The sequence below is a fragment of the Pseudoduganella sp. GW821-FHT11H04 genome (genome assembly GCF_058807935.1).
The window spans coordinates 23487-45451 of sequence record NZ_JBXARE010000015.1; the positions used below are offsets into that span (position 1 = coordinate 23487).

At 61.7% G+C, this 21965-nt stretch carries 13 protein-coding genes; 8 read left to right on the forward strand and 5 right to left on the reverse strand.

Annotated elements, in window-relative coordinates; genetic code table 11:
• Positions 1–91: 91 nt before the first annotated feature.
• A complete protein-coding gene (locus AC1RTP_RS23975; protein WP_498611152.1) occupies positions 92–976 on the reverse strand; it encodes an AraC family transcriptional regulator in 885 nt (294 codons plus the stop codon).
• Between the two features lie 129 nt (positions 977–1105).
• On the opposite strand from AC1RTP_RS23975, the gene AC1RTP_RS23980 reads away from it, so the two are divergent.
• Together AC1RTP_RS23980 and AC1RTP_RS23985 are read left to right on the forward strand one after the other, a co-directional pair.
• Positions 1106–2155: an NAD(P)-dependent alcohol dehydrogenase gene (locus AC1RTP_RS23980; RefSeq protein ID WP_498611153.1), complete on the forward strand. Its 1050-nt coding sequence runs from the start codon at positions 1106–1108 to the stop codon at positions 2153–2155.
• Positions 2152–3351: an MFS transporter gene (locus AC1RTP_RS23985; RefSeq protein WP_498611154.1), complete on the forward strand. Its 1200-nt coding sequence runs from the start codon at positions 2152–2154 to the stop codon at positions 3349–3351. The genes AC1RTP_RS23980 and AC1RTP_RS23985 overlap by 4 nt, the downstream gene beginning before the upstream one ends.
• Here AC1RTP_RS23985 and AC1RTP_RS23990 read toward each other — a convergent pair.
• Both AC1RTP_RS23990 and AC1RTP_RS23995 read right to left on the reverse strand, forming a co-directional pair.
• Positions 3341–4234 (reverse strand): LysR family transcriptional regulator, encoded by an 894-nt coding sequence (locus tag AC1RTP_RS23990; RefSeq protein ID WP_498611155.1) that lies wholly within the window; start codon positions 4232–4234, stop codon positions 3341–3343. The genes AC1RTP_RS23985 and AC1RTP_RS23990 overlap by 11 nt on opposite strands.
• 63 nt (positions 4235–4297) lie before the next feature.
• A complete protein-coding gene (locus tag AC1RTP_RS23995) occupies positions 4298–5833 on the reverse strand; it encodes an alpha-L-fucosidase (protein ID WP_498611156.1) in 1536 nt (511 codons plus the stop codon).
• A gap of 197 nt (positions 5834–6030) precedes the next feature.
• Between AC1RTP_RS23995 and AC1RTP_RS24000 the strand changes: the two genes are divergently transcribed.
• From AC1RTP_RS24000 to AC1RTP_RS24025, 6 genes are all read left to right on the forward strand, one after another.
• Positions 6031–8022, forward strand: a complete 1992-nt coding sequence (locus AC1RTP_RS24000; RefSeq protein ID WP_498611157.1) for a sialate O-acetylesterase — start codon at positions 6031–6033, stop codon at positions 8020–8022.
• Between the two features lie 26 nt (positions 8023–8048).
• On the forward strand, positions 8049–9947 hold the full coding sequence (locus AC1RTP_RS24005; protein ID WP_498611158.1) for a glycoside hydrolase family 97 protein: 1899 nt from the start codon (positions 8049–8051) through the stop codon (positions 9945–9947).
• Positions 9948–9959: 12 nt separating this feature from the next.
• Entirely contained in the window at positions 9960–12893 is a 2934-nt protein-coding gene (locus tag AC1RTP_RS24010; protein ID WP_498611159.1) for a TIM-barrel domain-containing protein, read from the forward strand.
• A 30-nt stretch (positions 12894–12923) separates the two neighbouring features.
• Complete coding sequence (locus AC1RTP_RS24015) at positions 12924–14285, forward strand: glycoside hydrolase family 27 protein (RefSeq protein ID WP_498611160.1); 1362 nt, start codon at positions 12924–12926, stop codon at positions 14283–14285.
• Between the two features lie 90 nt (positions 14286–14375).
• Positions 14376–15548 carry a helix-turn-helix domain-containing protein gene (locus tag AC1RTP_RS24020; RefSeq protein ID WP_498611161.1) on the forward strand — a complete coding sequence of 391 codons (1173 nt, stop codon included), beginning with the start codon at positions 14376–14378 and terminating at the stop codon, positions 15546–15548.
• 230 nt (positions 15549–15778) lie between these two features.
• The gene (locus AC1RTP_RS24025) at positions 15779–18139 is read left to right on the forward strand and encodes a dockerin (RefSeq protein WP_498611162.1); all 2361 of its coding nucleotides are present in this window, start codon (positions 15779–15781) and stop codon (positions 18137–18139) included.
• Positions 18140–18207: 68 nt separating this feature from the next.
• Here the strand turns inward: AC1RTP_RS24025 and AC1RTP_RS24030 are convergent, their stop codons facing one another.
• Both AC1RTP_RS24030 and AC1RTP_RS24035 read right to left on the reverse strand, forming a co-directional pair.
• Positions 18208–20601, reverse strand: coding sequence for a dockerin (locus AC1RTP_RS24030; RefSeq protein ID WP_498611163.1), 2394 nt, complete (start codon positions 20599–20601; stop codon positions 18208–18210).
• Positions 20602–20722: 121 nt separating this feature from the next.
• On the reverse strand, positions 20723–21778 hold the full coding sequence (locus AC1RTP_RS24035) for a glycoside hydrolase family 62 protein (protein ID WP_498611164.1): 1056 nt from the start codon (positions 21776–21778) through the stop codon (positions 20723–20725).
• Between the last annotated feature and the right edge of the window lie 187 nt (positions 21779–21965).

Genomic DNA, 21965 nt, shown 5'->3' on the forward strand with positions numbered 1-21965 from the left:
TGATGGAAATGCAAGCTTGCATTCTAGGGAGCGGGATTTCACAACTGATAGCACGATTCCACCGATTTCTTGCCTGATCCTCTTTGGCGTATCAGGCTGCGGCGGCTTCGCGCCGCATGGTCTCGATATCGCGCTTGGGCGGTGCACCGAACAGGCGGCTGTATTCGCGGCTGAACTGCGATGGGCTCTCATAGCCGACCTTGAATGCTGCACTGGCGGCGTCCAGCTGCTCGTTCAGCATCAGGCGGCGCGCCTCATTCAGGCGCAGCCATTTTTGGTACTGCAAGGGGCTCATCGCCGTCAGCTGGCGGAAATGCAGGTGCAGGTTGGATGCGCTCATTTTGACGTGAGCCGCCAGGTCGTCGACGCGTAAGGGCTGCGCGTAGTGCAGGCGCAGCCAGTCGAGCGCACGTGCGATGCGGAAGCTCTGGCTGCCGGTGGAAGCGATCTGGCGCAGGCGTGCGGACTGGTCGCTGAGCAGCAGTCGGTAGTGGATTTCACGTTCAATTAACGGCGCCAGCACGGGCAGGGATTCCGGTTCGTCCAGCAGTGCGATCAGGCGCCGGAATGGATCCGCCAGAGCGGGCGTCAGGCTGCCGATAGCCGCCAGGCCCTGGCTGGAACTGTCGGCCGGCGCCGGTAGCTTGCTGTGCGTCGACAGTTCGGCGATGGTGCGCAGGTCAAGCTTGTAGACCAGGCCGAGGCAAGGCTGCCCGGGGCTTGCTTCCAGCACCTGCGAGCTGCCGGGGAGGTTGAGCGCAGTCACCATGAAGCGCTGCGCGTCATAGCGGTAGTTTTGCTCGCCGATGACCAATTGCTTGGCGCCTTGGGCGACCATGACGATGCTGGGCTCAATCAGGCAGACGTGCGGCGTGGTCGGCGCATTGCGCCGGTACAGGTACAGATTGGCAATGGGGGACTGGTAGTCTTCCTGGTCCACAGTCCATTGTGCGATAGCGTCAGCCAGGGTTTTCATGCGGCTAGCATAACATCGCAGCCGGATTCATTCATGAGCCGGATTGATAAGGCCATGCAAATACCACAGCGTTTTAGCCGTGCTTTTCTCTTTATGATGCGGCCTTTAAGTTTTTAAAGGAAGCTTGCCATGACGGTCAAAGCATATGGCGCCCACGCTGGCGACCAACCCCTCGTCTCCATGGATATCACCCGCCGCGAGCCGGGCGCACACGATGTGCTGATCGATATCGCCTTCTGTGGCGTTTGCCATTCCGACCTGCATACCGTGCGTGCGGAATGGGCAGGCACGCAGTTCCCTTGTGTTCCAGGCCATGAAATCGTTGGCCGCGTAGCCGCGGTCGGCGCCCATGTGAGCAGTCACACAGTTGGCGACCTGGTTGGCGTGGGCTGCATGGTGGACAGCTGCAAGCACTGCCAGGACTGCGATGAAGGCCTTGAGAATTATTGCGACAATATGGTCGGTACTTACAACGGCCCGACCGCGGATCTTCCAGGTTGGACCATGGGCGGTTACTCGCAACAGGTTGTGGTGCACGAGCGCTATGTGCTGCGCATCCGCCATCCGGAGCAGGACCTGGCAGCGGTGGCGCCATTGCTTTGCGCCGGCATCACAACTTATTCGCCATTGCGGCACTGGAGTGCCGGCCCAGGCAAGAAGGTAGGCGTGGTCGGCATCGGCGGCCTGGGCCACATGGGCATCAAGCTGGCGCGTGCCATGGGGGCGCATGTGGTGGCGTTCACCACTTCGGAATCGAAGCGCCAGGATGCACTGGCCCTCGGCGCCAACGAAGTCGTCATATCGCACAATCCGGCGGAAATGGCATCCTATGCCCAGAGCCTGGACTTCATCCTCAATACGGTAGCGGCCCCGCATGACCTCGATGCTTTCCTGGTTCTCCTGAAGCGTGATGGGACTATGACGCTGGTCGGCGCGCCTGCGACGCCGCATCCGTCACCCAATGTCTTCAACCAGATCATGAAGCGCCGCGCCATCGCCGGTTCGATGATCGGTGGTATTCCCGAGACACAGGAGATGCTGGATTTCTGTGCCGAACACGGCATCGTGGCCGATATCGAGTTGATCCGTGCTGAAGAAATCAACGCCGCCTACGAACGCATGCTCAAGGGGGACGTCAAGTACCGCTTCGTGATCGACAACGCGACGCTGGCGAAATGAACCCGGTTACGATGACGGCAAATGCCCGAGCGCCGGCGCGGGAGGCGTGGGGCGCGGTGCTGGCGATGGCGCTCGGTGCTTTCGTGCTGGTGGCATCCGAATTCATGCCGGTCAGTTTGTTGACGCCTATCGCCGCCGACCTGCATATCACCGAGGGTCAGGCCGGGCAGGCAATCTCGATCTCCGGCGCTTTCGCCCTGCTGGCCAGCCTGTTCATTGGTTCGCTGGCGGGGCGGCTGGACCGCAAGCTACTGCTGCTGTCCATGACGGTGCTGATGATGGTTTCGGGATCGGTGGTGGCGTTCGCACCGAATTACCTGGTCTTCATGTCGGGTCGGGCTCTGATCGGCGTTGCCATCGGCGGCTTCTGGTCGCTCTCGGCGGCGACTGCAATGCGCCTGGTTCCCGAGCCGCAGGTGCCGCGCGCGCTGGCCATCGTCAATGGCGGCAATGCGCTGGCCACCGTCATCGCCGCGCCGCTGGGCAGTTTTCTCGGCGCGAGCATCGGCTGGCGTGGCGCTTTCTTTTGCGTGGTGCCTGTCGCGGCGCTGGCCTTCGCATGGAAGTTCGCCAGCCTGCCTGCCATGCGCAGCGAGGCGGAGCAGGGCAGCGGCAAGGTGTTCCGTTTGCTGGCACGGCCGGTGGTGGCCTGGGGAATGCTTGCGGTAAGCCTGTTCTTTATGGGGCAGTTTGCCTTGTTCACTTACTTGCGCCCATTCCTGGAGAGCGCAACGCAACTCAGTGTATCTGGCCTGTCGCTGATGCTGCTGTTGATGGGTGTAGCGGGTTTTGCTGGCACTAGCCTGATTGGCAGGTTCCTCGGGGATAGGCTGTATCGCACGCTGGTTGTGATTCCGCTGGTGATGGCGGCGATCGCCGTTGCTCTGGTTACATTCGGCAGTAGCCGGGAAGCGGTGATGCTGTTGCTGGCGGCCTGGGGCCTGTTCGGCACCTCGGCACCGGTCGGCTGGTGGACCTGGCTGGCGCGCACTTTGCCGAGCGATGCCGAAGCAGGCGGCGGGCTGATCGTGGCCGTTGTCCAGTTGGCGATCATGCTGGGCGCCACGGTTGGCGGTCTGGTGTTCGATGCCCACGGCTATTGGGCTACCTTCTATATGAGTGGTGCCTTGCTGGTAGCAGCCGCTGTCACGGCCTGGCTGGCGGCGCGGGCCAGCCGCACTGCCATCAGCCCTTGAACCTGATCGCCTCGATCACCAGCGCCAGTGCGCGTGAAGAATTGCGCCGGCTTGGGTAGAACGCATGCAGACCTGGGAAGGAAGGGCACCACTCCTGCATGACGCTGACCAGGTGGCCCGCGTCCAGGTGCCCGCGAACCATGTTCTCCGGCAGGAAGGCGATGCCGCAACCGGCCAGTGCTGCATCGAGCATCGGATAGACACTGGTGAACAGGGCTTGGCCGCGCAGCCGCGCTTCAATCGGACGACCCTGGTCCAACAGCTCCCAGGCATAGATCCCTCCGCTGCTAGGCAGCCGCAGGCAGATGCAGTTGTGGCGCATCAGTTCCTGTAGCGAGCCTGGGGCAGGGTGTTGCCTGAAATAAGCCGGCGAGCCGACGATCAGCATTGGCACATCCGCCGTCAGGCGCACTGCAACCATATCCTTTTCCACCTGGTCGCCATGGCGTACTCCAATATCGTAGCGCTCCGCAGCGATATCGATCAGGCGGTATTCCGAATTGATTTCGACATTCAGGTCCGGGTACTGCAGGAGCAATGGCGCGATGCGCGGCCATAGCACGGTATTGACGGTGTGGTCGATAGCGGTGATGCGCACCGTGCCGGACGGCTTGTCGCCAAGGTCGCTGATGGCCGTAATTTCTGCCTCAATTTCTTCCAGACGGGGCGCCACATTTTGCAGTAACCGCTCGCCGGCTTCAGTCGGCGAAACACTGCGTGTAGTGCGCGTCAGCAGGCGCACGCCAAGCCGGCTTTCCAGGGAGCGGATGATGTGGCTAAGCGCCGACTGCGTCATGCCAAGCTTCGCTGCGGCTCGGGTGAAGCTTCGCTCCCTGGCAACAGCAAGGAAAACAAGGATATCGCTGATGTTATCGCGCGCCATTCGGTGGTCCGGTGTTGATTTGGGCCAATAATACACCCCGGCTACGGCCCAAGGGGCGTGATCTTAGAAGCTGATCCGGAAGCTCGATGCCATGCCAGTCGGCAGCGTGGCCGGCACCTGGATCGTCAGCACCTCATCGGACTGCTCCCAGCGCATCGGCTGCGTGCTGCCCAGCAGCGTGACGGACTTCACCGGGCGGGACTCCAACCCTGCTTTCCGGCCCAGTGATTGGATGCGCACCGCGGCAGCCGGCGTGCCAAGGGTGATGGCATAGAGCGCTCCGTCTTTGGTGGTAAAGCGAATGTCTTGCGGCGTGTAGGCGGCGTTCTCGTTGAAGTGGCCGGACAAGGCCTTGGTCGGTCCCTCGCCAAACACCTTCCAGGGGCGCGTCCCGTAGATCGCGTCGCCGTTGACCGCCATCCATTCGGCCATCTCCTGCAGGAAGCGCATCGGCTCCGGCGGCAAACTGCCGTCCGGGTACTGCACCACGTTCAGCAGCAGGTTGCCGTTCTTGCTGACGATATCGGCCAGCATATGCACCACTTCGCTGGTGCTCTTGTATTTGTAGCCTTCGCTGTAGAACCAGTCGCCGATCGAGGTGTCGGTTTGCCACGGCAGGGGATTGATACCGCCCATCACGCCACGTTCCATATCCTGCACGCCGGCCTCGCGGATGAATTCACCGGAGCCGATGTCCTTGTGGTTGTAGACCGCCTCCAGTTTGCCGCCGTGGTTGGCGATGCTGGCGTTGTAGAAGTTGGCCAACAGGGTGCGGCCCACCTTATCGAAAGGAATGCCGCCGTCGGAATAGAGCAGGTCGGGTTGATAGCGCGTCACCAGGTCGGTGATGCGGTTGAACCACTCCTGGTGGAAGCGCGCATCGCTGGTGTACCAGGTGCTGGAATCGCGGTAGGGCTGGCCGGTCGGGCGGTGATACAGCGCCGCATATTTCGGATCGGCGCCGTCATACGGTACCCCAAACATGGGCCAGATCTGGTCGTAGCCATGGTTGGGCGCCCACCAGGCGTAGCTGGCGCCAAGGTGTTCGGAAACGCCAAAGCGCAGGCCGGCCTTGAGGGCGGCCTTTTTCCAGTCGCCGACGATGTCGCGTTTCGGGCCCATCTTGACGGCGTTCCATTCGTGGTAGCGCGAGTCCCACAGGTCGAAATTGTCGTGGTGGACGCCCATGCTGACGAAGTAGCGTGCGCCGGCCTTTTTGTACAAGGCCATCAATGCATTCGGGTCGAACTTCTCCGCTTTCCAGAGCGGAATGATGTCCTTGTAGCCCGACTTGGATGGGTGGCCATAGTGTTCAAGATGGTGTTTGTATTGGTCGGTGCCGTAGATGTACATATTGCGCGCATACCAGTCGCCGGCGCGCGGTACCGATTGCGGCCCCCAGTGCGACCAGATGCCGAACTTCGCATCACGGAACCAATCGGGGGTCTGGTAAGCCTTAAGTGATGCGGCATCGGCCCGGAATGGCCCGGATACGGTACTTAGCTGGACGGGAAATTCTTCGGCGTGGACTGCCGGGATGGGCATCAAGCCAAGCAGTGGGGCGGCAAAGGCGAGCAGCGTGGTGCGGCGATTCGGCATTGGATTGTTCTCCGGATTCTGTGAATTTCTATTGACGGGGAAAGAGTAGGGACAATCTGCTGCCCGGGCAAGCGATAGCAGGGCTTTTTGGGCGAGAGTGCGAAATATCGTTGGTCCGCTTGATAACTTTCGCAATTGCCACCCCTCTGTAGCTACTCGCACAATGGAACGATCCACTTTGTCCAGAGACGCAAAGAATGATATCGCCAACAAAGAAGTACAACCGCCTAGGATTCAAGCGCGCACTGTTCGGCGGGCTGGGTGCATTTGCGATTGCCGCAAGCATGCCGTCCGCAGCGGCCACACCGGCTCCCACTTTCGCCGCGATTTTCGGCGATCATGCGGTACTGCAGCGCGACCGGCCAATTGAGGTATGGGGAAGGGCACAGGCAGCAACTGTGGTCAACGTTAAGCTGGGCAGCGAAACTGTGCAGGCCACCGCCGACAGCGCCGGGAAATGGCGGGCGCAGCTGCCGGGCATGCCGGCAGGCGGCCCCCACGTGCTGAGCGCCAGTACGGACGGCGGCACGACCACCTTGCATGACGTCCTGGTGGGCGATGTCTTCCTCTGCGGCGGGCAATCGAATATGGAACTGGCGATGGCCAACGCGACCAATGCGCCGATGGACGTGGCATTCTCCGCCAACCCGAACATCCGCTTTGCCAATATTCCCCGTGACAGTTCCGCCCAGCTTCATGAAGAATTCAAGACCGCTCCGCAATGGCAGGTGGCGGGCCCGCAGAGTACCGGGCAGGCCTCCGCGGTGTGCTATTACATGGCCCGCAGCTTGCATCGCCAGTACAACATCCCGGTAGGTTTCATCAACGCCAGCTGGGGCGGCAGTTCGATCCAGAGCTGGATCAGCGGTGAATCGATGCGCAAGCTCCCCAGCTATGGCCGGGCGCTCGACGTGGTCAATAAATACGCAAGCGATGTGGCGGCGGGCATGCGGGCCGAGGAAGAACGGCAGGAAGCATGGTGGGCCGGCGTGGATCCCAAGGCCCGTGCGCAGCATGCCTGGGCCAGCCCGAAATTCGACGACCGTGGCTGGCCGAGCATGGAGCTGGGACAGCGCTGGAGCGAATCCGGCATCGAAGCGGTCAGGAAGCATCGCGGCGTCGCCTGGTTCCGGACGACGGTGGAATTGACCGCGCAGCAGGCCGCTGGCGCGACGCATTTGCAGCTCGGCCAGATCGCCACCGCCGACTCGACCTGGGTCAACGGGGTGTGGGTCGGCGCCAATACCAACTGGTGGTCGGGACGCGACTATGCGCTGCCGAAGGGCGTGCTCAAGGCCGGGAAAAACGTCGTCGCCGTGCGCGTCCTGGACGACGATAACGGCGGTGGTATGGTGAGTCCGGCCGACCAGCGCGCCTTGCGTGCGGACGACGGCACAAGAATCGTATTGCCATCGCGCTGGAAGTACCAGATCGGTTCCCACGTGAACGCCAGCCAACCGCCGACCCCGTGGGAGCCTCCGACCAGCCTGACCACGCTGTACAACGGCATGATCGCTCCGCTGCGAGGGTACAAGTTCAAGCTGGTGGCGTGGTACCAGGGCGAAGCAAACGCCGGTGCGGCGGATGAATACCGTACTTTGCTGCCGCTCCTGTTCGAGGATTGGCGCAAGACCTTTGCCCAGCCTGAGCTGCCGTTCATGGTCGCGCAGTTGACGTCCTTTGGATCGGTGGCGACCAAGCCCGGTTATTCGTCGTGGGCGGAGCTGCGCCAGGCTCAATCGCTAGTGGTGCGCAACGATGCGCACGCCGGATTGGCAGTGACATTCGACTTCGGCGACCGTTCCGATATCCATCCCGCGCAAAAATCCATTGTCGGCACACGCCTGGCGCGCGCGGCCCGTGCGGTGGTGTACGGCGAAAAGATCACGCCCGGCGGGCCGGAAGCAATGTCGGCAAGCCGCAGCGGGAACGATATCCTGGTCCGGTTTGCCAATACCAACGGCGGCCTGCGCACCTATTCGTCGGACGTTGCGATTGGATTCGAAGTATGTGAAAAAGATGCCTGCAAGTTCGCCCCGGCAGTGGTGGAAGGCGATGCGGTTCGGCTGAAGGGCGCTGCGACAGCGGGCGCAAGCAAAGTGCGCTATGCCTGGGCCGATGCGCCGTTTATCAACCTGTTCAGCGCGGACGATTTGCCCGCCGACGGTTTTGAAATGGATGTCAATTAATGAAGACGATGATGAAAATGAAGACAATGAGCGTGTTATTGGTTTTGACCGTGGCCAGCGGTGCGGCGCTGGCGCTGGAGAGCCCGAGCAAACAACTGGATGTATCGGTCGTCGTCAAGCCCGACAAGACCCTTTCGTACAGCATCAAGCGCAATGGCCAGGCAGTGCTCTTGCCTTCCCCGCTCGGCCTGAAGCTGGCAGGCGCGGATTTCACGCAAGGTTTGAAACTGGTGGAGACTTCCACGGTCAGGCAGGTGTCCGACCAGTATTCGATGGCGGTCGGCAAGCGGCGCGATATCCAGTACCGCGCCAATGAACAGGTGTACTCGCTGGTCAACGCCGCCGGCAAGAAGATGGATGTGACGTTCCGCGTGTCGGACGATGGCGTGGCATTCCGCTATGTCGTCGCCGATTCGGCAATCCCGGTGAAGCGCTTTGTCGGCGAGGCCACCGGTTTTGCCTTCGATCCGAAGGCGCGCGCCTTCCTGCAGCCGATCGCGGTGGCCAAGAGCGGCTGGGGAAAAACCAACCCGTCCTACGAAGAGCATTACCAGGTCGATATTCCGGTCGGGCAGCCGTCGCCACTGAAATCGGGCTGGGTGTTCCCGGCCTTGTTCCGCAGCGGTGACACCTGGGTGGCGCTGACGGAAGCGAATATGGATGGCGGCTTCCACGCCTCGCGCCTGGCGACCGACTCGCCGGGCGGCTTGTATCGCATCGATGGGCCGACTGCGAAGGAGGTTTTCACGAACGGTAAGCTTCTCGCGGAAACCAAGGGCACCCTGGCGACGCCATGGCGCGTAGTCGCCGTAGGAGCGCTCGACACGGTGATGAACTCCACCCTCGGCACCGACCTGGCGGCTCCCGCCATCAAGTTCGACGCCAAGCTGGTGCAGCCCGGCCATGCCTCCTGGAGCTGGCCGCTGCTCAAGGACGGGGCTACGGTATTCGATGTGCAGAAGAAGTTCGTCGACTATGCGGCGGACATGAAATGGGATTACACGCTGGTCGATGCCGAATGGGACAAGCAGATCGGCTACGACAAGATGGCTGAACTGGCCGGATATGCCGCCGCCAAAGGCATCGGCCTGCTGGCTTGGTACAACTCCGCCGGCGACTGGAATACCGCGCCGCAGACGCCGCGCAGCAAGCTGCTGACGCACGATGCGCGCGTGAAGGAATTTGCGCGTCTGCACAAGATGGGGATCAAGGGCGTCAAGGTCGACTTCTTCGGCGGCGACGGCGTTTCGATGATCCAGTACTATGTCGGCATCCTGAATGACGCTGCCGATGCAGGCCTGCTGGTGAACTTCCATGGCGCCACGCTGCCGCGCGGCCTGGAACGGACCTACCCGAACCTGATGACGGCCGAGGCCATCCGCGGCCTCGAGTTCACCACGTTCGATCAGAAGGACCACGATGCCGTGCCGGGGCATGCGGTGAACGCCGCCATGATCCGCAACCTGTTCGACCCGATGGATTTCACGCCGATGGTATTCGGGGACATCCCGCAGATCAAACGCATCACCCGCAATGGCTTTGAGTTGGCCGAATCGGTGTTGTTCCTGTCGGGTATCCAGCACTTCGCCGAAATCCCGGAGGGGATGGCGACGGTGCCTGAATACGTCCGCGGCTTCCTGCGCGATTTGCCGCGCCGCTGGGACGACAGCCGTTTCCTGGCGGGCTATCCGGGTTCGCATGTTGTCGTAGCGCGCAAGGCCGGCAACAGCTGGTATGTGGCGGGCATCAATGCCGACCAAGGCGAACGCTCGGTCGAGCTTGACCTGTCCTTCATCGGCAACCGAAAGGGCGCGATGATCACCGATGGGGCGGGGCAGCGCGACTTCAGCCAGAAGGAGCTCGCCTCCGGCAAGGTGCGCGTGACGCTGAAGCCGCGCGGCGGTTTTGTCGCAGTGTTTCGCTGACCGGGCGGCATCATGAGCCATCTGACGAAGACCATCTTGGCCGCCTCCCTCGCGCTGGCGTTCGTTTGGACCGCGCCGGCCGTCGCAGCCGCCCCGGCCGCCAGTGGACTGGACGAGAACGGCCACCTGCTGGCTGTATCTGCCGCCGCCCACGAAGGATTCAGTTACGTGCGCCTGGAGCACGGCGTACAGTTCCGCATCGGTGGCATCACGAAGAACGTGATCTTTTACGGGCCCGAGACGGCCCGCGTCAATGCCAACCTGGGTGAGAATCACTGGACCAGTCCGAGCATCGTTGTGGTGGCCAAGCCGGCTTCCGTGCCCTTCACGCTGGAAGAGGGGGCGGACACGCTGACCATCAAGAGCGCCCGCCTGTGCATCGCGGTCGACCGCAAGACGGGCGCCCTGACTTTCATGGACGGCGCCGGCCGCCTGTACACACGGGAGTCGGAGCAGCCGCAGTCGGTCAAGCCGGTCCAGTTAGCGGGCGCTGCGTCGTATGAGGTGGAGAACCGCTTTACCCTCAAGGCGGACGAGGCGATCTTCGGCTTTGGTTACACTGACAGCGACGCCGTCAACCGCCGCAACCAGGATCTGCTGCTGGTGCAGACCAATCTGGGCGTTATCATTCCCGTCATGATGTCTTCCGAGCGCTATGGCATTTTGTGGGATACCTATTCCAAGATGCGTTTCCACGATGGGACGGACGGCGCCAGGCTGTGGGCCGAAAACGCTCCTGGCGGCGTTGATTATTACTTCATGGGCGGCCGTTCGATGGACGACGTGGTGGCCGACTATCGGCGCCTGACCGGTGCGGCGCCTATGTATCCGAAGCAGGCGTTCGGCCTGTTCATGAGCAAGGAGCGCTATCCGACGCAGCAGCGGCTCGTCGAAGTGGCCGAAACGTTCCGCAAGGAGCGTTTCCCGCTCGATTACATCGTGCAGGACTGGCAGTACTGGGGTAGCGACAAGGACGGCAGCTGGAGCGGCATGCGCTGGGATGAGGTGCGCTATCCCGACCCGGCCGGTATGACCGACCGGCTGCACAAGCTTAAGCTGAAGCTGATGGTCTCGATCTGGCCCTCGGTCGGCAACGACACGGAACTGGGCCGGGAGCTGGACCAGCACGGCCTGCGCTTCGAGCCGCTGCACTGGATTTCGCAAAAAGCGCGCGTCTACGACGCATACAGCCCGCTGGGACGGCAGATCTATTTCAAGCATGCGAAGTTCGGCCTGTTCGACAAGGGCGTGGATGCGCTGTGGATGGATGGCACCGAAGTGGAGGTCGGGTCCGCAGCATGGGACGCGGCTCAGAATGAAGCCGACATCAAAGCGCTGGGCAGAAACGCGCTGGGCGATTTTTCCCGCTACCTGAACCCCTATACGCTGCTGACGACGCAGGGCACATACGACGGCCAACGTGCCACCAGCAACAAGCGCGTGTTCACACTGACCCGCTCGGCCTGGGCCGGCGCCCAGCGCACCGCCGCCGCATCGTGGTCCGGCGACATCTTCGCCAACTGGGATACCTTGCGCAAGCAGGTGAGCGGCGGCGTCAACGTCACCATTACCGGCAACCCGTACTGGACCCAGGATACCGGCGGCTTCTTCGTCGCCCGCGATTTCCCGGGCGGCGAGAAAGACCCGGCTTACCGCGAATTGTTCGCGCGCTGGTTCCAGTATGGCGCGTTCAATCCGATCATGCGCGTGCACGGCACCGACATCGAGCGCGAGCCCTATATTTTCAAGACGCTCGATCCGGAGGTCTACAAGTCCCTGCTCGACGCCGCCAACCTGCGTTACCGCCTCCTGCCGTACACCTATGGCCTGAGCGCCAAGGTGACCAGCGACCATTACACGCTGATGCGCGCCTTGCCGATGGACTTTGCGCAGGACCAGGGGACCTATGGCATCAACGATGCGTTCATGTTCGGCCCTTCGTTGCTGGTGCACCCTGTCACACGGCCGATGTACCGCATCCAGCCGCCGCCGCCGGCAACCATCCCGAGCGAGTACCTGCGCACACCGGACGGCCAGCCCGGCCTGGCGGGCCAATATTTCGAAGGGCGCAACTTTGAGGTCCCGAAAGGCTATGTGATCGACAAGGTAATCGATCATTCCTGGCCGGCCCCGCCGCTGGCCACCATTCCGGCAGGATTGAGCCAACTGGACGACTTCTCCGCGCGCTGGACCGGCACGCTGGAGGCGCCGGAGGATGGCGAGTATGAAATCGGCGTGGAAGGCGACGATGGCTACCGCCTGTCCCTCGACGGCGCGGTTGTGCTTGAGCGTTGGGAAAACGGCGGCAAGCGGCTGGCCAGCACGCGCCAGCTGCTGCGCAAGGGCCAGCGCGTCAAATTGACGCTGGAGTATTACCAGGCCACTTCGGACCGCAGCCTGCGCCTGGCCTGGCGCACGCCAAGCGCTATCCGCTCCCTGGCGGAGAACAAGCCTGCGGCCGACGCGAGCATGCGCACCTACCTGCCGAAAGGCACTGCCTGGTACGACTTCTGGACCAATGAGCGTCATGAAGGAGGCCAGAGTGTGGTGCGCGACACGCCGCTCGATATCGTGCCGTTGTATGTGCGTGCCGGCGCCATCCTGCCTATGGGACCGGTGCTGCAATACGCCACCGAGCAGCCGGACGCGCCTTACGAAATCCGCATCTACCCGGGCGCCGATGGCAGCTTCACTTTATACGAAGACGACAACGAGACCTATGCCTACGAAAAGGGCCAGTCCGCACGCGTCGCTCTTGGCTGGAACGACAAGTCCCGGACGCTGACGATCGGTGCCCGTAAAGGCAGCTTCCCGGGCATGGCGAAAGGCCGCACCCTGAACCTGGTGCTGGTAGACCAGGCCAATGGCAAAGGCATCGCCACCGCCAAGGCGACAAGGAGCGTGCGCTACGAAGGTAAGCCGATGGCCGTGAAGCTCGGCCAATGATGACCACAACTTCTAACCGAATCGAATCCTATGACTAAGCTGTCGCGACGCCAACTCCTTACCTCCATGGCCACTGCCGCCGCAGTCGCGCTGCCCGGCGCAACGCTGGCGGCTGCCACAAAGTCCGCCAGCCGCGCCGCACTGGCGCCGACGCCGCCGATGGGCTGGAACAGCTGGAACTCTTTTGCCACCACCATTACCGAAGCCCAGGCGCTGGAAAATGCGCGCATCATGGCGCAGAAACTGCTGCCGTCGGGCTATGATGTCTTCACGGTCGACATCCAGTGGTATGAGCCGAATGCCACAGGTTACGAATACCGCAAGGACGCGGAATTGGCGATGGACGAATACGGTCGCCTGCTGCCGGCGCCGAACCGGTTCCCTTCAGCAGCGCAGGGCAGGGGATTCAAGGGCCTCGCCGACCAGATCCATCGCATGGGGCTGAAATTCGGCATCCACGTCATGCGCGGCATCCCGCGCCAGGCAGTGCGCTTGAATACGCCGATCCTTGGCACCAGCCTGCGCGCTCAGGATATTGCCGACACCAATGCGGTCTGCACCTGGAACGGGGATATGTACGGCATCGACATGACCAAGCCGGGTGCGCAGGAGTATTACAACTCGATTTTCAAGCTGTACGCCTCGTGGGGCGTCGACTTCGTCAAGATGGACGACCTGGCGCGCCCCTACGACAAGAACTGGCGCGAGATCGAAGCCGCCCACAAGGCGATTCTTGCTTCGGGCCGGGCAATTACGCTCAGCATCTCGCCCGGCGAGACCGACCTGAAATGGGCCAGCCATGTGCCGCACTATGCGCAGATGTGGCGCATCTCCGACGATTTCTGGGACGAATGGAAGCTGCTGAAGGAACAATTCGACCGCCTGGAAAACTGGAATCCCGTCATGGGCGAAAACTCCTGGCCCGATGCCGACATGCTCCCGCTCGGCCGTCTCGCGATGGGTTCGCGCGATACGAAGTTCACGCCGGACGAACAGCAGACGTTGATGACCTTATGGAGCATCGCGCGCTCACCATTGATCATGGGCGGCGACCTGCGGCGCCTTGATGCCGCTACGCTGGCCCTGCTGACCAATCCGGAAGTGCTGGCCGTGAACCAGAAGAGCCAGCAGAACCGCCCGCATCGCGCTGACCCTGGTACGCGCATCTGGAGCGCGCAGCCGAAAGGCGCCAAGGGAGTCCATTACCTGGCACTGTTCAACACTGAGGATGCGCCGACGGAGATCGCGTTTGACTTGTCGCGCCTGAACCTGGGTGATAGGACCGTTGCCTTGCGCGACCTGTGGCGGCGCCAGGACTTGCCTGCCGTGCATGGAATCATCCGCCAGAAATTGGCCCCGCATGGTGCGATCCTGTTGCGGCTGATCTCGTGAGGTGCAGCCGCTTCGCTCGTTGAACTGATATGATCCAATGCACTGGCCCAGCAAGAGGCTTGGCATTTGGAGACAGATTAAGCAACGAGAATGATGCAAAAATTCTATAAACAGGCCTTGTTGGCACTGATTGGCCTGGTGATCGCCGATGCGTTGCTGGCGTTCTTCCTGATCAACCAGAGTTACTTATCGATTCCCGTGTTGGCAGCCGAGGTCCCGGGTGCTGGTTGGCAGTACATGACCAACACCGACCAGACCGTCGGCGGGACTTCGAGCGCCAGGATACCGGATCCGAAGCGCAGGCAGCTGCGCTTCGATTTCAACGTGACCAGTGTTGTACAGTTCCCCTTCGCCCAGGCTGGGATGATACTGCGCGATGCCAAAGGGCGGGTGGCGCATGTTGACTGGACCAGGTACAGCGAGATTTCCTTTTTAGCGAAATGCGCACCGTCGAATTCGATGACCCTCTGGATTTCGACCTTCGACGACAATGTCTCGAAGCCCGACGACTTTCTGACGTACCGCACGCCGGGGACTTATTTCTCCTGCAATGAACGGGGTGTCCCGGTTTCGCTGGACTTGTCGCGCCTTGCCATTCCGGACTGGTGGTTCTATTCGGTCAAGCTGGACCTGTCGCACCAGGGATATAGCTTGAACAAGGTTTCGAAGGTCATGTTCGGGACCAGCAGCCAAAGCCCTCTGAACGTCGATTCTTACCTGGATATCAGCGAACTTACTTTGCATGGGCGTGACTATCGCTATGTAGCCGCCCTTGTCATTATCCTGCTCGCGAATTGGCTGGTATTTGCGCTGTGGTTTTTCCGCAGCCACGCAGCCGCACTGACCTCAAGCCTGAACTCCAAAATGAAGGCGGACCTGCCGCTAATGGCCTATCGGGAACTGACTTTGGAGCCGTATAAAGACAAGGAAAAAGCTGCGGTACTGCGATACATCGCCACAGATTACACCGATGCCGAACTGGACCTGGATAGCGTGGTTTCCGCGACCGGGACTAATCGTAACAAGGTCAATGAAATCTTGAAAACAGAATTGGGGATGACCTTTACCAGTTACCTCAATAAATTGCGCTTGACCCAGGCCGCCCGGCTGTTGGTCGAGAAAAGCTCCGCGACGATTTCAGAAATCGCCTATTCAGTCGGCTACTCCAACGTTTCCTATTTCAATAAACTGTTCAAAGAGGAATACGGCTGCACGCCGAAATATTTCCGCTCCTTGTCCAGCCAGCAGAGGCAGGACGAGTGACTCCCTTGCACTATTGGTGCAATTCATTGCAGACCGGGTTAACACTGGCGCTTCGCACTCTTCAACTTTCTGCAGAATGCAAAGCGTTGGCGCGGAATTTCTATGGAAGATGGATCGACGCTGGGTAATGTTGTTTGGAAAATCACCGAGTCTTACCTGCCGCATTTGCTGGTGCGGGCTCGGGGTTTTTACATTCAAACATTGATCCATTTCTATGGAAGGAAGACAGGATGAAAAGGCAATACAACGCGAAGTACGACGTCAAGCGCGCGGTTCCGACCCTGTTGGCAGTACTGGTCGCAGGCGTCGTGGCCGGTTGCGGCGGCGGCTCCGGCAACTCCGGCTCCGGCGCCGGCGTCAGCACGGCGGCAAGCGTTACTGTCCAGGCCGCAGGCGTCGCAGCCGGCAGCTGGAGCAGCGTGAAGTGGGGCGGCGGCGGCTACGTCACCGGCCTGGTCTATCACCCGGCCAACGCCAGCCTGCTGTACGCCCGCACCGACGTCGGCGGCGCCTACCGCTGGAATGCGGCCGATTCGACCTGGACGCCGATCACCGACGGCCTGGGCTTCAGCGGCGGCGAGGGCCGGTACCACGACGTGGAGAGCCTGGCCCTGGATCCGGCCAATGACCAGAAGGTCTACATCGTCACCGGCGACACCACGAAGAGCGGCGCCAATGGCCGCCTGTATATTTCCAGCGACCGGGGCAACAACTGGACCTGGGTCAGCCTGCCGTTCCTGGTGGGCGGCAACGATACCGGCCGCGGCGTTGGCGAGCGACTGAAACTTGACCCGACCAATCCATCGACCATGTTCTATGGCTCGCGCACCGCGGGCCTATGGAAGAGCACGGACTCGGGCCAGACCTGGGCCCAGGTGACCTCGCTGTCTTCCACCACGATTTCCGGCAGTTCGCCGCCGATCGGCGTCGAGCACCTGATGTTCGACAACTCGGGCGTGGGCACCGGCCAGACGACCTGGATCATGTATGCGGCGATCGCACCCGACTACGCCAACGCGGCGGGGCTGAGCTCCGTGCTGTACAAATCGACCAATGGCGGCGCAAGCTGGACGCCGGTACCGGTGCCGACCCAGGCCGCCGGCTTCCACATCCCGCACATGGTGCGCGCCAATGACGGCAACTTCTACGTGGTGTTCAACAAGAACGCCGGCGAAGGCCCGAGCGGGCCTGGTTATCTTTATAAGTTCGGTGGCACGGTTGGCAACGGCAGCTGGACCCTGCTAAGCACCAGCAACCAGGGCGGTTACGGCGGCTTGTCCGTCTATGGCACAGGCTCGACCGCCCGCATCGCGCTGGGCGTGACCGGCACCTGGGGCAATTACTCAGGCAAGCAGGTCGTGCAATTGTCCGACAACGGCGGCCAGAGCTGGCGCGAAATCGCGGCGAACATGCCGGGCGACATCGCCTCGGGCTGGGTCGACGATGTCGAGATCGATCCGGCCAACCGCGACCACGTCATGCACGTGCACGGCGGCGGCATCGTCGAAACCTGGAATGCTTCGGCGGCCACGCCAACATGGGCGAACAAGGTCAACAACCTGGAAGAGACTGCGACGCTGGCCCTCACCACCCCGCCTGCTGGCGCGACCTACAAGTTCATCAACAGCTCGGGCGACATTGGCACCTGGGTCGATACCGACCTCGCGACGAAACCAACGAAAGGCCCAATGAACTGGTGGAGCAGCGGCAACGCGGCCGACATGGCTTGGTCCGATCCGCAATACATCGCCGCCGTCGGCGTCGATAATGCGAACAATCACGTGGGTGTCGGCCACTGGTCCGGCGACGGCGGCAATACCTGGGCCAAATTTGCCACCCTGCCAACCGGCGCCGCTGCCGGAACCGACGGCGCGGCCAACGTCGCCGTCACCAGCCGCAACAACGTGATCTGGGCGCCGAACGATGCGATACCGTCCTACACCACTAATAATGGCGCGAGCTGGAGCGCGACCAACCTGCCGGCGCTGACCCTGATCGGCGGCGCACCGCGCAGCTACCGACTGAAGGTGGACCGCAAAAATCCGAACAAGGTGTATGCCTACGATTCGGGCGGCGCATGGTGGAACCAGTGGTCCGATACCGCGCACTTTTGGTACTCGGCCGATGGCGGCCATACCTATACCGAGCGCACTTCCTTCAAGGCGACCAGCCCGATGGTGACGTTCTTCGGCAATACCTCCATGGCGGTGAACCCGAATGTGGAAGGCGACGTATGGCTGGCCGACGGCAATGCCGTGTACCATTCGGTCGATGCCGGCGCCAGCTGGGCCAAGCTCAGCACCTTCGCGTCGATCTGGGGCAGCAACAGCTGGCCGGACGTGCAGGGCGCCACCGTGGTCACCCTCGGTAAAGCGGCTGTCGGTTCGCCGTACTCGGCCGCCGTGTACGTGGTGGGCGTGGTCAATGGCAAGTGGGGTGTGTACCGTTCCGACGATGCGGGCGCCACCTGGTCGCGCTTCAACGACGACGCGCACCAGTTCGGCGGTATCTACCACCTGGCTGGCGACTGGAATACCTACGGCAGGATCTATGCCGCCGGTAACGGCCGCGGCGTGCTATATACCAACTAAGCAATCGCGGGAATGAAAAAATGGCGCGGGCCGCAAAGCCCGCGCCATTTTTTATGGGGAGAAGGAACTTAGTTGGAGTACAGCAGGCCCCGTCCGGTGCCGGAAACGTAGATCCGGCCATAGGTGTTCTGGTCCGCCGCCATTACGCCGATGCCGCCGAACTGGTGGGCGTCGTCGTTGAAGCGGGTCCAGCTGGCGCCGGCGTCGTCGGAGCGGTAGACGCCCCATACGCCGTTGACCACGCCCACCACGTAGATCGCGGCCGAATACTTGGCGCCGTTGGCTGCCTTGCCCAGTGCGATCAGGCTCGCGCCCTGCGTGCCCGCGCTCGTCGCGAAGTTGTTCAGCTTGGTCCAGGTGGCGCCGGAATCCACCGAGTGGTAGACGGTGTTGCCGTCAGCCAGCCACAGGTCGCCTTCTGCGTTCGGGTTGACTGCAACCGAAGTCTCCCAGAATGCTTTAGGCGCCAGGTTGGCCGTTACCGAGCCCTGGCTTAAGGTGAAGTTATGGCCGCCATCGGTCGATACATAGAACTTGCCTGCCGTAGCCCAGCTTGCACCGCCCGAGTCGTAAGCATAGACCTTGTTCGGGTTCTTGCGGTCGGCGACCAGGTGGTAGCCCCGGTCCCAGCCTGGCGCGACCGCCGGAAGCGACGGCAGGTTGGTTGCGGTCCAGCTTGCGCCATTATTGGTGGTGTAGGAAGGTACCGAATTGGCTGGCGCCCAGATGATGCTGTTGCGAGCGGGGACTGCGACGCTGGCGGCGGCGCCGGTATTGGCCTGTGCGCCGGCAGGCAGGGTCGCGAAGTTCGACCAGGTCTTGCCGCCGTCGCCGGACCAGAAACCGAAGCCGCCTGCGCCGGACCAGTTCGCCACGCCTGCGCCGGCAATGAACAGCGGATCGGCCCAGGCCATGTCGGCGGTGTTGCCGTTGCTCCAGTTCGGGGTAGGGCCCATGGTCGGCTTGGTGGCCATGTCCGTCTGCAGCCAGGTGCCGATGTCGCCGGCGCTGTTGATGAACTTGTACGGCGCGCCGGCTGGCGCGGCGGTCAGCGCCAGGGTGGCGGTTTCCTCGATATTGGTGATCGCGCCGCTCCAGCTTGGGGTCGCCGCGGAGGCGTTCCTGGTCTCGATGATGCCGCCGCCGTGCACATGCAGGATGTGGTCGCGATTGGACGGATCGATTTCGACGTCATCGACCCAGCCCGACGCGGTTTCGCCAGGTGTCATCGCTTCGATTTCGCGCCAGGTCTTGCCGGCGTCGTCGGACAGCTGCACGATCTGCTGGCCGCTCCAGTTGCCCCAGGAGTTGGTCACGCCCAGTGCGATGCGGGTGGTGGCGCCGCTGCCTTGCACCGATACGCCGCCAAGGCCGAAGTTGGTGCCGCCATTCGGGTCTTCGCTCTTCAGCAGGGTCCAGTTGCTGCCGTCGAACTTGTAGAAGCGGCCCGGACCGCCGGCGCCTGGGCCGGTATCCTTGGTGAATACGACGTAGAACATGCCGTCCGCCGCGCGCACCATGTGCGGGATATGGTAGCCGGACACTGGTGTCGCCACCGGAGCCCACGTTGCGCCGCCATCAGTGGATTTGTACATATTCGAGCTCAGGCCCGCAACGCTCACATAGTCCGGCGCGACGGCGGCGTAGATGGTCTGGGTGGCCGTGCCGCTGCCCTTGGTGCCGGTGTCATACACCACCAGCTCGACGCCCATTGCGCCGCCGGCTGCACTGATCTGGTCCGATGTCATCTTGACGGACGACAGTGCCGTCACCTGGGCCCAGGTCTGGCCCGAGTCGGTGCTCTTCCACAGGCCGGAGGCGCGCGAACCGTAGAACAGGGTAGAAGGTTTGTTAGGGTCGACCATCAGGCGTTCGCCCATTGCCCGGCCCGGATTGTTGCCACCCAGCGCGAAGGGCAGGTCGACGTGCGTCCAGTGGTCGCCGCGGTCGCTGGAAAGATACAGGCGGCCGTTGCCTTCGAACGTGTACATGCCGGTCGCCATGTAGACCAGCTGGTCGTTGTTCGGATCGACGGCGATGCTTTCGATGCCGTGGTATTTGCTCTCGGCCGCGCCGAAGCCCAGGCCGTCGGTAATTGGCGTCCAGGACGAGGTGGCCTGGTTCCAGCGATAGGCGCCGCCGATGTCGGTGCGCGCATACAGTAGATTGGCGGTGGTCGGATGGAAGATCAGGCCGGTGACATAACCGCCGCCGCCCCATTTCACGCTACTCCAGGTCGTAGCCTTGCTGGCGGGGGGGCTGCCGGTGTTGCCGGTATCGGTTCCGGTCCCGGTTCCGGTGCCCGCGCCGGGCGTGCTACCGGTGCCATTTGAAGCCGGGGGAGGGCTGGTGTTGCCTGGTGCGCCTGTACTACCTGAGCCGCCTGAACCGCCTCCACAGCCTGCGGCGAGGCCCGCTGCGATGAGCGAAATGACGATCGCCCGCATCTTGAATGTCTTCATTTGATTCTTTCCAATAGTGTTTGTCTCCAAGTCGATTGTGGGAGGAGCCGCATTCCATGGCAATTCTCAAGATCGCCAATGCGCTGAATGAAATTTCACAACGGGGCACGTTGAAGTGAAGTCAGTTGCGTGGGCCGGGACAGAGTGCGCTCACTGGATTTTCCCCCTTCGCGGTGATTACTCCGAGGCGATAGGGGATCTTGATGTAATCGCCGATCCTCACTGCCGGGTCATTGCCCTGGAAGAGGTACTCGAGCGGACGGCACGGATCGATTGTCATGGTTTGATCGGGATTCGTTCGAATCATCTCGCCATGGGAAATGCCATCCGACCAGCGTTGTTCAACGTTGTCGCTGCTAGCGAAAGTGTTCATTGGCGCGGAAGAGAAGGGTTCCCATTTTCCATCCAGGCCATTGCTCTTCCAGATTCGGAAGTAACGCCCTTTCGGCGAAATTGCCTCGACCAGGGTGATGTAGGTTTGTGTGTTCGCAATCCGGTAGGTATTGCTGGCCTCAAACAAGTCCTCGGTCTTTTCGTTCATGACGGCGACCGTGTTACGGAAGCCATTGGGGAACTGACCTAGATCGGTTTCGGAACGCAGCAAGCGTCCGTGGTCATCGGTATTGAACAGATAGCATTTTTTCTCATCGCAGATCACCCAGAAATCCAGCCAGCCATGGCCTTGCGGTTGCTTGATGATGTCGGGCGCGACGGGCAGCAAAGGTTTGGGTGCGCTCCACGATGTGGGGTCGCTGATATCGTTCGAGGTCGAGTAAAGCGGGTCGCCGCCTTGGTAGATCAGGTACCAGGTCTTCTGCGGCGCGAAATAGAATACCTGTGGTGCCGCTCGATAACCTGGCCCCATCGGGGACCTATCAAGTGGCGCAATCATTGCGGACGGTGCATCCGACCACTTATCGAAGCTGGTGTACGCGAGTCCCCAGCCCGACGAACCGGCGGTCGTCATGAAGACATGGTATTTGCCGTTCACGTGGACGATCGACGGATCTTTCACGGCATAGATTGTCTGGCCCGGATCCGATTGAGGAGAAACAAGCGGCGGGCTGGATACCCAGTTAAATGCGGCTGCTGTGGACGTTGGCGCCTGCAGGGCAGTGCTACACCCTGCCAGGATGTTCAACAGGGACAAGCCGATAATGCATTCGATAATTTTCATATTCACATATCCGAGGAAGGAGTCATCGCCGACCCTGCGGTGGGGAGCTTCTCTAGTATCTTGAATGTAATATTTGTCCTTGGAAATCATAAAAAATACCAACCACCTTTATGATTGTGAGGGGGTTATGAAAATCACCGATCCCCTGAATGATTTAGTCCAAGCCCGATCCCATTCGTATCCAGGC

Excerpts from the sequence above, each read along its gene's own strand:
- AC1RTP_RS24010 (WP_498611159.1), top strand. The coding sequence starts at position 9,960 with ATGAGCCATCTGACGAAGACCATCTTGGCCGCCTCCCTCGCGCTGGCG.
- AC1RTP_RS24030 (WP_498611163.1), bottom strand. The coding sequence starts at position 20,601 with ATGAAGACATTCAAGATGCGGGCGATCGTCATTTCGCTCATCGCAGCG.
- AC1RTP_RS24005 (WP_498611158.1), top strand. The coding sequence starts at position 8,049 with ATGAGCGTGTTATTGGTTTTGACCGTGGCCAGCGGTGCGGCGCTGGCG.
- AC1RTP_RS23985 (WP_498611154.1), top strand. The coding sequence starts at position 2,152 with ATGAACCCGGTTACGATGACGGCAAATGCCCGAGCGCCGGCGCGGGAG.
- AC1RTP_RS23980 (WP_498611153.1), top strand. The coding sequence starts at position 1,106 with ATGACGGTCAAAGCATATGGCGCCCACGCTGGCGACCAACCCCTCGTC.
- AC1RTP_RS24020 (WP_498611161.1), top strand. The coding sequence starts at position 14,376 with ATGATGCAAAAATTCTATAAACAGGCCTTGTTGGCACTGATTGGCCTG.
- AC1RTP_RS24015 (WP_498611160.1), top strand. The coding sequence starts at position 12,924 with ATGACTAAGCTGTCGCGACGCCAACTCCTTACCTCCATGGCCACTGCC.
- AC1RTP_RS23990 (WP_498611155.1), bottom strand. The coding sequence starts at position 4,234 with ATGGCGCGCGATAACATCAGCGATATCCTTGTTTTCCTTGCTGTTGCC.
- AC1RTP_RS24000 (WP_498611157.1), top strand. The coding sequence starts at position 6,031 with ATGATATCGCCAACAAAGAAGTACAACCGCCTAGGATTCAAGCGCGCA.
- AC1RTP_RS23995 (WP_498611156.1), bottom strand. The coding sequence starts at position 5,833 with ATGCCGAATCGCCGCACCACGCTGCTCGCCTTTGCCGCCCCACTGCTT.
- AC1RTP_RS23975 (WP_498611152.1), bottom strand. The coding sequence starts at position 976 with ATGAAAACCCTGGCTGACGCTATCGCACAATGGACTGTGGACCAGGAA.
- AC1RTP_RS24025 (WP_498611162.1), top strand. The coding sequence starts at position 15,779 with ATGAAAAGGCAATACAACGCGAAGTACGACGTCAAGCGCGCGGTTCCG.
- AC1RTP_RS24035 (WP_498611164.1), bottom strand. The coding sequence starts at position 21,778 with ATGAAAATTATCGAATGCATTATCGGCTTGTCCCTGTTGAACATCCTG.